The following is a 14394-nucleotide window of genomic DNA, read 5'->3' as shown; positions in this document are numbered from 1 at the left end:
ATGGGTGGACCAAGCCCCGATCGCGTCTGTCCGCCGGCTATGCCGCTCACGGCGCTGACCCTGGGCGAGATGCACGTTCTAGGCTGGCAGCTACGGTCGCATTGTGGGCGCTGCGGCGTCACCCAGCGGGTCTCGTTGAAGGTGATGGTGCAGGTGCTTGGCCCGGACACTATCGGCTGGGGCCGACATCCGCGGTGCACCGTGGTCAGCGATGGGCGGTTCCCCTGCGAGGGCTTCGTGACGTTCTCGGCCAGGACGGCCAAGGGTGGGTCATGGACCCAGCTGAAGGCGCCGAGCGCGCGCGATATCGAGGTCTGGAAGAGCCGGCGCGCCAACCGCGCCTACAATGCCTACCGAGGCTACGGCCCAGACGGTCGCTGACAGTCGCTCTCCGACTACTCAAGAAGTTCTCTGGCACCAGGTCCCGCCGACAGATCTACTCGCGCGAGACAGAATCGCCGGCCAAGCCTCAAGGTCAGAATCGCTGTTCGAGGCTGAGTTCTTAAAACTTTGCCTCTTTTCCCGTTTGAAAAGCGGTTTTTTTGCGGTCGCGCAACCCCTTGAAATTGCTCGCGCAATCACCGCCGTTCACAGGTTGTTAAGCAAAAACACGCCTGCAGCCGCTTGAAGCGCGCCGCGAAGAGGCTGATTGGGTAGGGGAGCGTTGCTGTGGACGGGTCGTCGGTTGGGCGCCAACGACCCGCCAGTCCAGGGCAACGTCCGATGCGGTATAGGCCCCGCCTCGGCAGTGGAGTTACCTTGGGAGTACGCCGGTGGTACCGGCGGGATGACCTCGCTGTCAACGGCCTTCTTACAATCCGGCACAGCCGGGGAAAGGCCTACAGCGCCATGGCGCTCCAATTTGAACTGCAAGTCTTCGAGACTGAAGACAAAGACCAATTCCGGACTATCAATCGAGATGGCGAACCCTGGTTCGTCCTCACGGACGTGTGCAAGGCGCTGGAAATTCTCAATCCGCGTGATGCGGCTGGACGCCTCGATGCAGATGAGAAGGATGCCGTCGGTATTGCCGACGCCATGGGACGGACGCAGCAGCAGACGATCATCAACGAGTCCGGGCTCTACAGCTTGATCCTCACGAGCCGGAAGGAAGGCTCGAAGCGGTTCAAGAAGTGGGTGACCTCCGAGGTGCTGCCGTCCATTCGGAAGACGGGCAGCTATGGCCGCGCCGGTACGCCGAAGTTCATTCGACGGTTCAACGAGAACTGGGATCGGGTCTCGCCCGGCTACTTCTCTGTGATCAGCGAAATGGCCGTGCGCCTTCACGGCCGCCTGGAGATGGTCGGCCACCTGATGGCAGACGTCGCTCCGGACGGTAAGGAGCTGCGCCCGGACGTGAGCGCCGGCCGGCTGTTCTCGGAGTGGCTCAAGGAAAACCACGACAGTGTCGCTGACTGCTACAGCATGTACATGCACTGGACGCCGAAGCGCGAGTTCGAGGCCCGCCAGTACCCGATGCGCATGCTGCCGCTGTTCATTGAATTTCTCGAAACCGTTTGGATCCCGGATCGCTCCCGCGACTATTTCCTCTCGCGGGACCCCGAGGCCATCCGCCATCTGCCGAAGTTGATGCCGGGTGTGCGCGCGCCGCGCCCGAAGCCGCAGATTAGCTGGCGCCGGTAACGGGCTTGAGGCCCCGCCTAACCGGCGGGGCCTTTTCGTTCGCTCTAACCTGTCGGCGAGCGGTCAGGCCCTGGATCCGGCCGCCTGATATTCTTTCGCCAGAGATCGGCCTGACGCGCGTACCAGTCGCGCCAGGCTAGGGCCTCAGCCCGCCATTCGAAGGCGACGCCGTAGTTGGCGGCGACGGTTTCGGCGACGGCAGAGAGCGGAACCCCGGAAGGGGCTTCGACAGGTCCACCGGGGGCGGCGGGAACGGCGGACCCGCGAGCTGCGGCGTCGTGCAGGCCGACAAAGCCAACAGGCACAACGCAAGCGCGGTCGCTTTCAGCGGTGACATAGACCGGTACCTCCTTGATCAGGGTTTGAGTGACGGTGCGGATCTCGACCTTGCGGGCGTCGAGCTGGTAGGAGACGTCGGCCGAGATCTCCCGGCCCTTGGTCGCCACGCGCTGCACGACCTTGACGGCCGCCGCGCGCCGCTTGGCCTCGGCGGCCTTCTCATGGTCGACGCCGGCGCCGTAGCTCAGGCCACAGGCCAGGCCCACCAGCAGGGCGATGAAGAGGACCGCGAGCACCAGGCGGCCGAAGCGGGTCTGGGCGAAGGCTTTCAGCCATCCACCCGCTCGGATGGCCCACGCGAGGAGGGCGCTCATATCTCGCCCCTGTACATCGCCGCCTCGGCGCCACGGCGGCGGGTCAAGCCGGCCAGGACGAGGCCCTTCTGCTTGTTCCAGAACTTGAACTGGTCGGCCGCGCCCTTGTAGTCGCCAGCCTTGTGCTTCTTCAGCAGCGTGCTGTCGCCGAAGCCCTCGGCCACGCCGTCGCCGTCGTCATCGAGGCCCACGTTGTAGGCGAACGAGACCATGGCGTCGAACTGCGCCTGGGTCGTCGGCGCGCCGCCGATCAGGTGATCGACGCCAGCGGCGAACATGGCCAGGTCACGGTCGAAGCGGGCGTCGGCCTGCTCCTGGGTCCACGTCATGCCCATCTTGATGTCGCGCCCGGTCGAGCCCCAACCCAGGGTCGGCCGATCGTTCTTGGTGGGCATGTAGGCGGTGAGCTTGCACTTCTCGAAGCTCTTGATGAACGCGACGCATCGCGGGCTCGGCTTCATGGCCTGCCTCCTAGGGGTTCAGGTTGTGGGAGACGCGAACCGGGTTCGCGTGAGATCAGCCGCGCGAGGCGCGCTGGCGGGCGACGTTGATCGCCATGACGATCGCGTACGCCGCGATCGTGGTATCCACGGCCAGGTGCGCCAGGTTCGGCGCGGGCCGGAAGATCAGGACGGCGAGGCCCGCGAGGAAGCACCCGCCGGCCGCCAGGTCGAGAGCGCGACGAACGCTGCGCGGCGCCTGGGGCCATCCCTCCGCGCGCCGGCCCAGCAGATGACCGCGCCAGTGGAAGGCGTAGGCCGCTGCCCAGAGCAGGGAGAGGTCGAGGATGGCGAGGGCGCTCACGGCAGCACCTCGTCGATTTTGCGGTTCGCGCGCTTCTCGAGTTGGGCGACGATCGTCGGGCCAATCCTCATGACCAGCACCGCCAGCGCTACCCCCGTGGCCAGGGGATCCACTTTCAGCTCGACGTGAAGGAAGTGCTGGATCACCGTGGTCATGACCCCGGCCGACCAGTTGGCGCAGAGGATCCCGACAGCGAAGGCGACGCCCATTGAGGCGATGGCCTCGATCACCGAGCGCCAGGCCTTGCGCGTGGTCGGCGGCGGCTCGGCGAGCAGCACGCCCACCAGCTCGGGCAGAGTGAGCAGAAACACGATCACAGCCGTGACCACGCCGCCCAGCAGGCGGTTCTTGTCCATGTGGACCCCCGATGATGATGATGCGGACCCCGTTCGCACGGCGCGAAATTGTGACGGTGGACAATCGCCACCGTGGCGGGTGATGGTTACGCTCTGAGTTCAGTCACCAAAAAAGCGGAGAGGCCCTTGGCCCGCGACCTGGAATTCGGCACGCACGTGGGCACCGTCTATCGCCACGAGAGCGAGCCGGTTTTGGCATCCCAGAGACTGCTTGGAGAACTTCTTGAGCGCGACGTCGAGGTCGAAACGCTCTTTGCTCTAGCCGGCCCCAACGACGTTCTTCACTGGCTCCTCAGCCCCGCCGGCTGGGCGACAATGTCACCGCTATTTGCAGTCGCAATGCCGGACGTTCGTGCTTGGCTGGTTGGGAAAGCGCTAGACGCGGGTGCCGCCAGCTTGAAAACGGCGCTTTCGCCCAAAGCGGAAAAGGCCGCGAGAGACGCCGCCAAGATCCTTCAAGGCGCTATCCAAGGTGGCGACACTGTCCACTTTGGCGTGAGCAACCCGCACGTATTTCGCGGCGGCGCGGCGATTGAGCTGCAAGGCGCTACCGAAGACGAAATCATAGCCCTGGTAAAGATCCTCGGGGTTGTGGCAGGCCCGATCAATGCGGCGATTGAAGACCTGATCGACGAGAACCTGACCCTTAATCCCGACCACGGGCGGAACGCCCAAGCCTTCATCCACTACCCTACTGACGGCGTGCTGCGCGTCCGGGTGACTGTGGGCGTTGGGGCGGAAAGAACGCTGGAATTTCCGTTCGCGGAATGATGACCAAAGGACCGACCGCCAGGAGATAGACATGCGCGGGCTCGACTCCCGCGCGTGGTTAAGGCTTAGCTGCCGCCTCAGATGCGGAGGCGAGCTTGAGCGAAGAGAGAGACGAAGAGGGCCCTTACCCTATCTCCGGTCCTGACCAGGTGCTCATGTGGCCCAAAGGCGAGCGTGCAGGGTTCGGGCTGAAGGTGGAAGGTGGCCCTACGATCCTCTTCGACTGTGAGCCGTCCGTTCTCGATCACGTCATCCGAGAGCTACAAGCGATCAAGGCGAAGGCTGATCAGTTGGCGGAGGAACGCCCTGACGGACCCGTCGTCGTGCCCTTCCCAATCCAGACCTTGGGCCTGACCCACGACCCCGAGAATGATCAAGCCTATCTGACGCTCAAGAGCGCTGGACCGGCCCACCTCGGATCGCCGGTTCCCCACGATCTGCTGGCGGGGCTGTTCCGGGCCATTGGAGCACTACTCGAGATTTCGCCAGGCCTAAAGCGAGCAGTCGCGCAGCTTGGCGCTGCGCCGCCGACGACGCGTCGCCAGTAAACATGCTCGGCAGGACGACGGCAGAACGAAGGCGTTCGCTTCGCCGCGTATCGAGCCGCCTCACGCGAACGTCGCCGGGTCGGTCCAGGTGTCGCCGTAGAACTTGCCGCCGACGCCAAAGAACGCGTTGAAGTCTTCCTGGTCGCGCGCCAGCGCGGCCGCATACTCTTCGGCGAGCGTGCCGCCGGCGCCGCCGTTGGCGCGCTTGGTCAACGTCAGGTCCTCGACCTTCACCCGGTAGAGGACCAGGCCAGCGCCCTTATTGATGTTGAGGCTTGCCCAGGAGCCGAAGATACCGACGCCGAAGGAAGAGACCGAGTTAGCGGCGCTGCCCGGCTTGGTGCCGCTCCAGTCCTTCACCGCCACCGCAGTCAGCGTGTTGACGTTCACGGCCGGAACGCCGGTGGGGGATCTGCCGATAAGCTGGGTGCTGGTCGGCGGCGAGGGCGCGAGCGCCTGCAGGTGGAACAGGTAGTTTGTCGTGGCAGCCGTGGTGCTGTGGATGTGGCCAAACGACTGGGGCGCCGCCGGCGAGCCGGTGTAGTCCCTGGTCTTGCGGGCCATCATCGACACGTAGAGACCGCGCGTGGGCACGTTGGTGAAGATGTGGTCGCGGATCGCCGTCGGCAGAGCGAAGTTCCAGCCGTTGAACTGGGTCGTTTGATTGACCTGAGAAGGCAAGCCGTGGATGCCCAGCTTCGTCGTGCGCTCCATGAGAAGCGCATTCGCCGCTTCGCGCTGATACGCAACGGTACCGGCGAGGGTGGAAGCATCCACGCCCAGAACGCCGGCCGCGACGGACGCCGCAATGTTCGGAACCGACCCGCCGTTGGCTGGGATGCCGGCGAAGGCCCCCTTCGAGTGGCCAGGATCGAACAGGAACAGCGTCCCCGCCGAAATGCCCGGATCATCGTAGAGCGGCTGAATGTTCGTGTCGGTGACGTAGTCGCTAAGGCTGACGCGCTGGCCCATTTCCAGGCTCCTAAAGTTTGGTCGTGATGAGGTGGTCGTTCAGGGCGGCGGCGAGCTGCGGGCCGCCTTGGGTGGCCCCTCCGCCGATGTGGATGGTGTCGGGTGCGTACTCGCCCCAAGCGCCGGATTGACGGACGATCAGATTGCCCACGCCGCCGGTTCCGATCGTGGTCGCGCCCGCGCTCCGCACGTAGGCGTCACCGTCCGCGCCCCCGGTCGGCAGCGTGCCGGCGCCAGACCACCAGCCGATATAGTTCAGCCCCACCAGCGAGAAGCTGTAGGCCGTGTTCTTGTTCATCCAACTATAGGGCACCCAGCCGTAGGCGGCCGCCGTCTGCGCCTCGGTCATGGCGCCCAGGACGCGCGGATCAGGAACGGTGCTCGCGGCCGCCTTCGCCAGCAGAACCTTGCGGGTGTTCACGAACTGACCCGGGAAATTGGTGGCGTACCAGTCTTCCAGCTTGGCCAGGACGTGGGTGCCGGCCTGCATCGGTTCCCACTGGGTGCAGTTGATCCGCGTGCCGTCGAAGGTCATCGCCATGCTGCCCAAGATGGACAGGAAGGCGAACCGACTATCCCGAACGCCGATCAGCTCGGCGATGCGAAGCGCCGCCTCGATCGTGCGACACCAGTTCGCGTCGCCAACGGCGCCCGGCTGATTGTTCTGACCTTGCCAGATGAACTCAAACCAGCCGCGATACGGATCGCCGCCGTTTGCGATCTCGTGCTCCATCGTCGCCAGGACGTTGTCGCTCGTGCCGCCGCCCCGTGCGATCGCGACGACCTGGCGCGGCGTGACAAGGTTGCCGAGGTTCGTCTGGATCGCGGCGACGCCGAACATGCTGTCGGACCGGCAGACAATGCCGTCCGAGCTGCGCCGAGGCGAAAGCTGATGGCGACCGGCCGCAGTGACGCCGACGCGCGTGTTGCTCTTGTCGGTGCGCCGCACTTCCCATTCCGAAGCGCTTTGCACACAAGAGAGCCCAGGGATCATCTTGCCGCTGGCCACCGTCGTGATCGGGTTTCCAGGCACGCGCCCCCAAACACCGCTGTCGTAGATCAAGTAGTCGTTCGCCGCGAAAACCTCACCGCTGAGCGTGCCCGCGACCGAGATCTGCCAAGTGTCGCCATGGGCCGGGCTGGTCGGATAGGCGCCGCCCGACGCGTCGTGTTCGCCGCGATAGAACAGGTCTCCTTCGGCAGGCTTGCCCTTGAACCAGAGCATGACGCCAAAGCCCGATTGGCTATCGAAGCCGATGCAGACGATACGGTCGCCGGCCACGTAGGACACGCCGTCGAACGTGCCGTCGGCCGTCACGATCCACCAGTCGCCGCGTTCGCGGCTGGTGTAGCCACCCCCATTTGGAGGCGTCGGACCTTTCTGAACGCGGAAAGCCGAGCCGTCGTAGACGATCAGGTCGCCCAGGCCGACCGTTTGCCCGTCAAAGGTGGTCGTGCCGCTCGTGACCGAATAGCGATAATAGTCGCCGAGCACGCGACCGGCCGTGGACAGCGCGGACGGATCGGTCGTGTTACCCTTGTTGATGAGCGAAGGCACGGCCGTCGTAGCCACGGGGCTCCAGTCGTTCCCTTGCCGCTTACCCCTGAAAGACAGGCCAGACGACTTGCGGAAGTCGATCGAGGTTGACGCCGCGTTCAGACCACGAAGCGCCTTGGTCATGAACCTCGGGAATTGGACCCAGAGGCTACCGATCGCCTCGGTACGCACCGCAACGCTTCCAAGTTTGGAACGCCAGGCGTCGGGCGGAACCTCAATGACGTCCCCGACGCGCGGAACCGCCAGGCGCGCCATCGGCGGATCCAGCTTCGCCTCGGTGACCGCGCCGCTGGCGATTTTTAGCGTCGTCACCGCGCCGTCGTTCAGAGCGTTCTCAAACTTGCCGACGAGGGTGCCGTCGGTCCTGATCCCGAACAGCCTACGGTTGGCCGCGTCCACGATGGCGTAGACATAGCCACTCTCTGGCGAAAGGCTCGTCGCCATCAGCTGGCGCACCTCGGCCGAGAACTTGGTCTCCGTGATCGAGGCGTCCTTCAGTTCGAACTTGGCGGCGTAGAAGGTCCCGTCGCGCTTGATACCCGCGAGGAGGCGATTGGCGGCGTCCGTGATCGTCCAGACGTAGCCGGTCTCCGACGCCAGCATGGGGCTTGCGATCAGGGCGGCGAGGTCCGTCGCCAGCTTAGCGCTCGTAACCGACAAGTCCTTGGGGATCAGGGCAGTCAGCGGCGAGAATTTAGGAATGTATGTGGAGCCGTCGCGCGCGATACCGAACAGCAGACGCTTGGCCGCGTCGGTGATCGCATAGACATAGCCCGTTTCTTCGACAGGCGACTCGACTGGGATACGGGTCAGACTGGATTGGATCGTCGCCTCAAGCTTCGACGCGTCGACGGTGCCTGGTGACAGAGAAGCGCCGGCCAAGATGCCTGCCGGCATAACGATCTTGCGGACCTCGAACGCGCCGTCGAGGCGCACAAGCCAAGCCGGACGGCCGGCTGCATCGCAGAACGCGGCTAGATAGCCGGTGTCGCGGGGCAGCTCCTGGAAGGTCAGGCCATTGACCGAGTCGACTTTTGACCAGGTGCCCACGCCTGCCTGGCCGAGCTTCAGGTAGGTACCGTTGTATCCTGGCGTCGGATCGTCAGCGACCAGACCAAGCACGTTTGGTTCATGCGCGAGGTCCGCGAACAGCGCAGAGCGGGTAAGATAGATAGCCTTGAACCTAGCCACGTCGCGAGCCAGGTTTGCCGCCGCCGCCGCCGCCTGCGCATCATCGCCCTGGCCCTTGGCGTAGTCTCCCTGGCCCTTGGCGTAGTCGCCCTGCTCCTGCGCGAAGGTCGCCTTGCCGTCAGCTAAGTCGGCCTTCTCTTGGGCGAGATCGGCCTTGTTCAACGGGAGAGCAGCATACTGCTCCTCGGTACCCTCGAAACCGTTGGCGACCGCCACTTCGTACGCACTGCGCCCCTTAGGCCCCGTCAGCAGCCCCAGATCCACCCACGCGCCCGAAATCCGAGCGAACAGATGACCATCGGCGACGTCCAACACGTTGACGAGCTTGTAGGCCGAGCCCTCGGCGGCAGCCGCCGGTAGCTCGCTCACCGCGGATACGGTGCCCTTCAAACCAATGCCGGCCTGATAGGCGTCGAGGATCGCTTCCTTGATCGCCAGCAGGGACTGGATGTTGTCCGCCAGTGTCAGGACGCTGTCGTACTGCTCCCACAGAGCGCGCAGCGCCGTGGCCAGCGCCTCCTGGGTCAGGTCGCCAGCAGCGAACTGCGCCTGCAGGGCGGCGAGCTGGGTCGTGAACTCAGGGATGCCCAGGGCCATGGCTTAGGCGCTCGCCTTCTCGGCTTGCTGCAGGGCGATCTTCAGCGCGCCCGGAAGGCCCGGCAGGATCAGCGTGGCGTTGGCCAGCGCCATCTTCTCCTGGGTGTCCTCGGTCATCAGCGGCAGCAGGCCCTTGATGACCTGCACGATCTCCTCGATCGACAGCGCGCCCGCCTGGGCGATCAGGGCGGCGAGCGGGCCGAGGGTGGCTTGGGCTTGGGCCTTACGCGCGGCATCGGCAGAGGCGGCGAGCGCAGCGAGGCGCTCTCCGACCGTGGGGGTCGAAGTCGTGTCGGTCATGACAGTGTCCTTGTGGAAGGGTTAGAGCGGCTCGGTGCCGATGCGGCGGTTGTTCTCGTCGAGCACCCAGCGATGGGTCTGGACGAGCCGCCCGCCTTCGACCCTGTGGGTCTGATCAAGCTGCGGATCGTAGTCTTCGGTCGCGATCCAGGGGCGGGTTTCCAGCTCCATGGCGCCAAGCGGCGCTTGGGTGGTCCAGAGGATCCGGCCGCTGCTGGGATCGTCCGCGAGGGGTTCGAAGATGACGGCGTTGATCGTCTGCATCACCAGCTCCCCATGCTTTTCAGGATGCGGTAGTCGACGTTGACCGAGGTGTGAGCCGACCAGATTACCTCGACCAGGCGGTATCCAGCGGCGCAGTCCTTGGAGCCGGCGAGGCTCACGCTGTCCTGACCGTTGGCGCCGTAGCAGCGGAATTGCTGCTCGCCGTCGATGTAGAGCTGGAACTCCCAGTTCCGGTCGCCGCTCGGGAAGTGCTGGGCGACCGTGCAGTCGGCATCGACCGTCCCGGCCTTCGGCAGGTAGACGTAGTGCGACAGGATCGTCTGGAAGCCGCCCGAGCCGCCAACGGCGTAGGAGGCGTTGGACCGCGACGTGCTGGTCGCTGCGCGGTTCGCCAGCTGGGGCGCGTCGACCGTGCCGTAGACGATCAGCGAGCCCAGGATCGCGACGTTGGTCATGTAGACCGTCCCGCCGCTGACGAAGAACGGGTAGGTGCTGCCCAGCCCATTCGAGATCCCGAAATAGTCGGCGTCGATCAGGAAGCCGCCGGTGACGCCGTTATTGATCCCCTTGAAGCCGATGATCTTGTTGCCGGCCGACAACTGAAGACCGAAGGCCGCGCCGACCTGGCCGTTCAAGGTCGCCAGCGTCGTGCTGATCGTCGAGATCGAAGCCGTGTTGCCGCCCACGGTCGAAGACAGCGTCGAGATGCTGCTGGCCTGGGCGCTCTGGGCGTTGGAGAGCGCCGTCAGCTGGCTGCTGACCGTGGCGACGTTGCTGTTGAAGTTGGTCGTGAGCGTGGTGAGCGCCAGGGCCGTGGCGTTCTGGTTCGTCGTCAAGGTCGCTAGGGTCGAGTTGACCGTGGCGTAGTTGCTGTTGACCGTCGCGGCGAGGGCGATCTGGTACGCCGACAGCGCCTCGTCCTGGCTCGCCCGCGTCAACGCCTCGATCGCCAGGGCGGCGGCGGCGTTGGCGAAGCCGACCGACATCTCCTCATAATGCTCGGCGATGGTCTCGGTGTTGCTCTCGACCTTGCGGATCTGATCGTCGATCGTCGCCCCAACCGGCCGACCGCTGGGCGGCAGGATCTGGCCCAGAAGGTCGAGGTCCCAGCCGGCCGCCTTGGTCAGGGCGTCCAGCACGCGCAGCTGGGCGTCGCGCGCGGTGGCCTCGGCCTGCTGGGTCAGCTCGGTCCAATACTGGAGCTGCTCCTCAGCGAACTTGCCGATCTTGGCCGCGATGATCTCGCCAGTGTTGACCGTGCCCAGGTCGGTGCCGGTGTCCGGGTTCTCGACTCCGCCGGCCGTGATGTAACGGACGCGGACCTGGTAGACGGCGCCGGGCTTGACGCCGGTGACGATCAGCTGACGCGCCGAGGCCGGGAAGGTTTGCGACTGCCAGGGGCCGAAAGAAGACGGCCCCAGCACCTCGCGGTAGTCCACGACGATCGAGACTGCGTCGTAGAGGTCCGCTTCGCCCTGGATGACGATCGCGGGAAGCGAACCGAATTCGTTCGCCGTCACCCCGCCGACGATCTGCCACGCGCCGTCGCCCGGCAGCGGGACTACATTGGCGTCCACGCCGGTCAGTGACGGATCCGCAGGCGGCGTGTTGGTCTGGCCCAGGGCGTAGGCGTGCTTGCCGTCGGTCTCGGTGCGGCAGATGTAGGTCGGCAGCTTGGTCGAGAGGTCGCGGGTCCGCTTCTGGATCCGCACCTTCTGGCCGTTGAGGCCCGCCTCGGGGCTGTTCACCGTGACGCAAGCGCCGGGCGGCAGCCACTTCCAACGCGGGAAGAGGGTCAGGACGATGCCCGTCAGCTCGCGGGCGTCCTCGATGGCGTAGCGCGAGATCTGGCCGACTTGGGTCGCGTTGCTGACGAGCGGCATGCCCAGCTCGATCGAGCGTTCCTCGCCATCGACCGCGACGTACTCGGCGACCTGCACCGGGGCATCCGGGGTCACGACCTGCCAGTCCAGGGCCTCTTCGGTATAGCTGGGCCAAACGGTGTTAATCCGCTCGGCGGCGCTGACCTGGCCGGGGATGGTCATGGTGCCGACGATGTCGGCCTCGGTGATCGTGGCCAGGCTGACCGCCGGGGCGTTGACCATGCACGAGATCTTGGAGCCGCCCAGGATCGGCACGCCGCCACCAGCCTGGAGCATGGCCTTGAGGACTTCGTAGTCGTCGTCCAGGCTGTCGACCGCGCCGTCCACGCACCAGCTGTTCGCGTCCGAGACGTTGGCGCCGTGGACGAAGGCCGGAACGTCGATCTCGCTGATGTCTGCGCCCAGACCGTGGGTCAGGACGCCGTTCGACCGCCGGCCGATGATCCAGGTGATCGAGTGTCGGTACGGGCACCGCGACCACGTCCAGGTGCTCTCGTCGTTCCAGCGGTGCGGACCAGAGCCGCCGGGATAGGTCGAGTCTTGGCGCGGGTCATAGGTCTTGACCCAGCGGCCGATCATGCGCGGCGTGGGCACCCCCGAGGCGTACTTCTTGGGGTCGTACTCCAGCGCCCATAGCGAGGCGGCGTAGCCCGACAGCTTGTGCGCCGAAGTCCACTCCGACGGCATGCCGCCGTGGTTGGCGGGCGTGTCCTTCGAGCCCGTCGCCGTCCAGTGCAGATAGGGCTCGTTGGCCTGACCCAGCTGGGTCTTCAGCCACATGCGGTTCAGGTAGTAGCCGCTCGCACCCTCGCCGCCGTCCGCGGTGAACGGCACGGTGACGCCGTTGGCCTGGAAGGCTTCGAACCCGTCGATCGGCCCCGCGCCCGAATAGACGGTGGCGAAGTTCAGGAACTTGTTGGTGTCCCCGGCCGCCTGGTTGAAGACGATGTTGCCGGCGATGGCGCTGCGGCCGATGCCATACGGGATGCCGGCGCGCGGATCCGCCTGCCATTGGAGAACCGTTTCCGCGCCCTTGATCTTGGGCGTGAGCGCCTGGGTGGCCTTGCTGACCGCGTAGACCTCGGCCGCCAGGGTCGCGCCGAGCGTGGCGTAGCCGGCGGCGGCGGCCACGACCGTCGAGGCTCCGACAGCGGCGGCGGCGAAGGCGACCTGGCTACCGACCCAGACTGCGGCGGCTAGCGCGGCTTGAGGCATGGGGCGGCGCTCCACAGGCACAGGATGTCGGCGGCGGCGGGCTTGGCCAGGCGGCAGACGCCGTCAGGTGCGAAGGCCAGAACCAGGGTCTGGTCCATGACCACGCCGAGCGCGGGCCAGTCCTCGGCCGACGGGAGGGCCACGATGTCGCCGGGCAGGGCGTAGGCCCATGGCCGACGCGGTAAGCCGAGGTCGTCGAGCGCGGCTTCTAAGGTGGCGAACCCGGTTCGCTTCAGCGCCTTCCGGGCGCCGATCGCGGTCTTGTAGTAGCCGCCTCGCGTCAGGCGTGGACGATAGCCCAGCCCCTTCAGGTCGTGGGCGGCGAGGCGAACGCAGTCGCGCACTCCCCACTCGAACGTCTGGTCACAGAAAGCCTCGCGCGCCGCCTGGGCGGCGGCGACGCGGATATCGAGCGGCGTCATCTTCAGACCCCGAAGTAAGTCGTGCCGTAGAGGCGGGCGTAGGCCGCCGCCTGGGCCGCGCTGAGCGCACTGGTCGGGGTGTCCGAGCCCCACGGAATGGCGCGGCTGACGGCCTGCATGTACTGCAAGCCCAGCTCGCCGGGGCGGCAGCGCTGGTGGAAGCCGTTGTTCAGCCGCGCGCCTTCCTTCTTGCGGAGGAACCGCGCCATCCTCGAGTTGGCCGTGATGGTCAGGCTGCGGATGTTCTCATCGACCGTGTTGGTCAGGACGTCGCTTTCGCCCACGAACTGCTCGTCTGGCTCACCGACCACCTGGCCGGTGATGGGGTCCAGCACGACTTCCCAGATCCGCACCCGCGAGCCCTGCACGCCCGGAGCGGCCATCGCGGCCATAGCGGCGTTGGTCGGCGGGAAGATCACGAACGAGGTCGAGGGCGCCTCCGTCATCAGGCCATCGGCGATCGGGCCGATCGCGCCCAGGACGCCGAACACCTCGTCACGCTCCTGGAAGGTGACCTCCTGGCCATCGACTTCAAACGAGAAGAAGCCGGCCTCGGCCAGGCGAAGCGGCCCGCTGGGAAGGTCCCATTGCAGGCAGCACGGCAGCATGACCGCCGGCTGCTGGAGCGCGGCGGCCCTCTCGGGCGAGAAGCTCATGGGCCTACCGTTCCGTAATCTTGAACGAGACGGTGTTGAAGCGCAGCCGCTTGACGGTCCACTTGACCGGGCCGGGGTCGAGGTCGCCCTCGATCATCGGCTCGGTGAAGGCCAGGGCCGTGCCGTCCGTGGGCGAGGCGCGCAGCATCGGGCCGATCGTCACGATGACCTTGCCCGCCCCATCGGCGACCACTTCCGTGGTCGTGCGGTGCATGTAGACGACGCCGTTCTTGATGAAGCTGAAGGGCGTGAAGGTCGGCAGGGGCAAGCCGGGCGTCAGACCCCGGATCGCTAGCACCGAACCCGCCTGGCCCGAGCCGTCGGCCACGGCGCCGGCGGGCAGGCCCGTCACGCCATAGCGAGGCCAGACCAGGCGAACCGCGGCGCCCTCGGTCTTGTGGCGCAGCTGGGCCGCCAACCAGGCGGCGGCTCCCGCTTCGCTCAGATCACCGATCGTCACCGACACGGCGAAACGCCCAGGCCGCAGGATCGTCTGCGCCGCGCCCGCGCCGGTCGTGGGGGTGACGCGCGCGCTGGCGTCGGGGATCTCGCCCTCGACTTCGGCCGAGCGCGGCAGGGCGGGCAGCAGGATCGCCATG

Annotated in this window: 16 protein-coding genes; 4 read left to right on the top strand and 12 right to left on the bottom strand. The window is 66.2% G+C overall.

The window, feature by feature from the left end; genetic code table 11:
* On the top strand, positions 1-381 hold the full coding sequence (locus CVUC_RS08895; RefSeq protein ID WP_125469949.1) for a hypothetical protein: 381 nt from the start codon (positions 1-3) through the stop codon (positions 379-381).
* Positions 382-849: 468 nt separating this feature from the next.
* Positions 850-1644: a BRO-N domain-containing protein gene (locus tag CVUC_RS08890; protein WP_096034605.1), complete on the top strand. Its 795-nt coding sequence runs from the start codon at positions 850-852 to the stop codon at positions 1642-1644.
* A 44-nt stretch (positions 1645-1688) separates the two neighbouring features.
* Here CVUC_RS08890 and CVUC_RS08885 read toward each other — a convergent pair whose 3' ends face one another.
* The 4 genes from CVUC_RS08885 to CVUC_RS08870 are packed head-to-tail and all read right to left on the bottom strand — an operon-like array spanning position 1689 to position 3457.
* A complete protein-coding gene (locus tag CVUC_RS08885; RefSeq protein WP_096034604.1) occupies positions 1689-2297 on the bottom strand; it encodes a hypothetical protein in 609 nt (202 codons plus the stop codon).
* Positions 2294-2758 (bottom strand): lysozyme, encoded by a 465-nt coding sequence (locus CVUC_RS08880; protein ID WP_096034603.1) that lies wholly within the window; start codon positions 2756-2758, stop codon positions 2294-2296. Before CVUC_RS08880 ends, CVUC_RS08885 begins: the two co-directional genes overlap by 4 nt.
* Positions 2759-2813: 55 nt before the next feature.
* The gene (locus CVUC_RS08875; protein ID WP_096034602.1) at positions 2814-3101 is read right to left on the bottom strand and encodes a hypothetical protein; all 288 of its coding nucleotides are present in this window, start codon (positions 3099-3101) and stop codon (positions 2814-2816) included.
* The gene (locus CVUC_RS08870; protein WP_096034601.1) at positions 3098-3457 is read right to left on the bottom strand and encodes a hypothetical protein; all 360 of its coding nucleotides are present in this window, start codon (positions 3455-3457) and stop codon (positions 3098-3100) included. The genes CVUC_RS08875 and CVUC_RS08870 overlap by 4 nt, the downstream gene beginning before the upstream one ends.
* Positions 3458-3583: 126 nt before the next feature.
* Between CVUC_RS08870 and CVUC_RS08865 the strand changes: the two genes are divergently transcribed.
* Positions 3584-4228, top strand: coding sequence for a hypothetical protein (locus CVUC_RS08865; RefSeq protein WP_096034600.1), 645 nt, complete (start codon positions 3584-3586; stop codon positions 4226-4228).
* A 95-nt stretch (positions 4229-4323) separates the two neighbouring features.
* Positions 4324-4776, top strand: a complete 453-nt coding sequence (locus tag CVUC_RS08860; protein WP_096033637.1) for a hypothetical protein — start codon at positions 4324-4326, stop codon at positions 4774-4776.
* Positions 4777-4836: 60 nt separating this feature from the next.
* On the opposite strand, the gene CVUC_RS08855 is transcribed toward CVUC_RS08860, so the two are convergent.
* Genes CVUC_RS08855 through CVUC_RS08820 form a run of 8 tightly spaced genes read right to left on the bottom strand, consistent with a single transcriptional unit; the run spans position 4837 to position 14393 of the window.
* A complete protein-coding gene (locus CVUC_RS08855; protein ID WP_096034599.1) occupies positions 4837-5748 on the bottom strand; it encodes a hypothetical protein in 912 nt (303 codons plus the stop codon).
* 10 nt (positions 5749-5758) lie between these two features.
* A complete protein-coding gene (locus tag CVUC_RS08850) occupies positions 5759-9094 on the bottom strand; it encodes a hypothetical protein (protein WP_096034598.1) in 3336 nt (1111 codons plus the stop codon).
* Between the two features lie 3 nt (positions 9095-9097).
* A complete protein-coding gene (locus CVUC_RS08845; RefSeq protein ID WP_096034597.1) occupies positions 9098-9394 on the bottom strand; it encodes a hypothetical protein in 297 nt (98 codons plus the stop codon).
* A 21-nt stretch (positions 9395-9415) separates the two neighbouring features.
* Complete coding sequence (locus CVUC_RS08840; RefSeq protein WP_096034596.1) at positions 9416-9658, bottom strand: hypothetical protein; 243 nt, start codon at positions 9656-9658, stop codon at positions 9416-9418.
* Positions 9658-12717 (bottom strand): fibronectin type III domain-containing protein, encoded by a 3060-nt coding sequence (locus CVUC_RS08835; protein ID WP_096034595.1) that lies wholly within the window; start codon positions 12715-12717, stop codon positions 9658-9660. The genes CVUC_RS08840 and CVUC_RS08835 overlap by 1 nt, the downstream gene beginning before the upstream one ends.
* The gene (locus CVUC_RS08830; RefSeq protein ID WP_096034594.1) at positions 12699-13139 is read right to left on the bottom strand and encodes a DUF6950 family protein; all 441 of its coding nucleotides are present in this window, start codon (positions 13137-13139) and stop codon (positions 12699-12701) included. The genes CVUC_RS08835 and CVUC_RS08830 overlap by 19 nt, the downstream gene beginning before the upstream one ends.
* A 2-nt stretch (positions 13140-13141) precedes the next feature.
* Positions 13142-13795 (bottom strand): hypothetical protein, encoded by a 654-nt coding sequence (locus tag CVUC_RS08825; RefSeq protein WP_096034593.1) that lies wholly within the window; start codon positions 13793-13795, stop codon positions 13142-13144.
* Positions 13796-13799: 4 nt separating this feature from the next.
* Positions 13800-14393 (bottom strand): hypothetical protein, encoded by a 594-nt coding sequence (locus CVUC_RS08820; RefSeq protein ID WP_096034592.1) that lies wholly within the window; start codon positions 14391-14393, stop codon positions 13800-13802.
* Position 14394 lies beyond the last annotated feature (1 nt).

This window comes from Caulobacter vibrioides, from assembly GCF_002858865.1.
GTDB lineage: Bacteria > Pseudomonadota > Alphaproteobacteria > Caulobacterales > Caulobacteraceae > Caulobacter > Caulobacter vibrioides.
The sequence above is the reverse complement of the archived record's forward strand: the minus strand, read 5'-3'. Positions and strand labels throughout refer to the sequence as shown.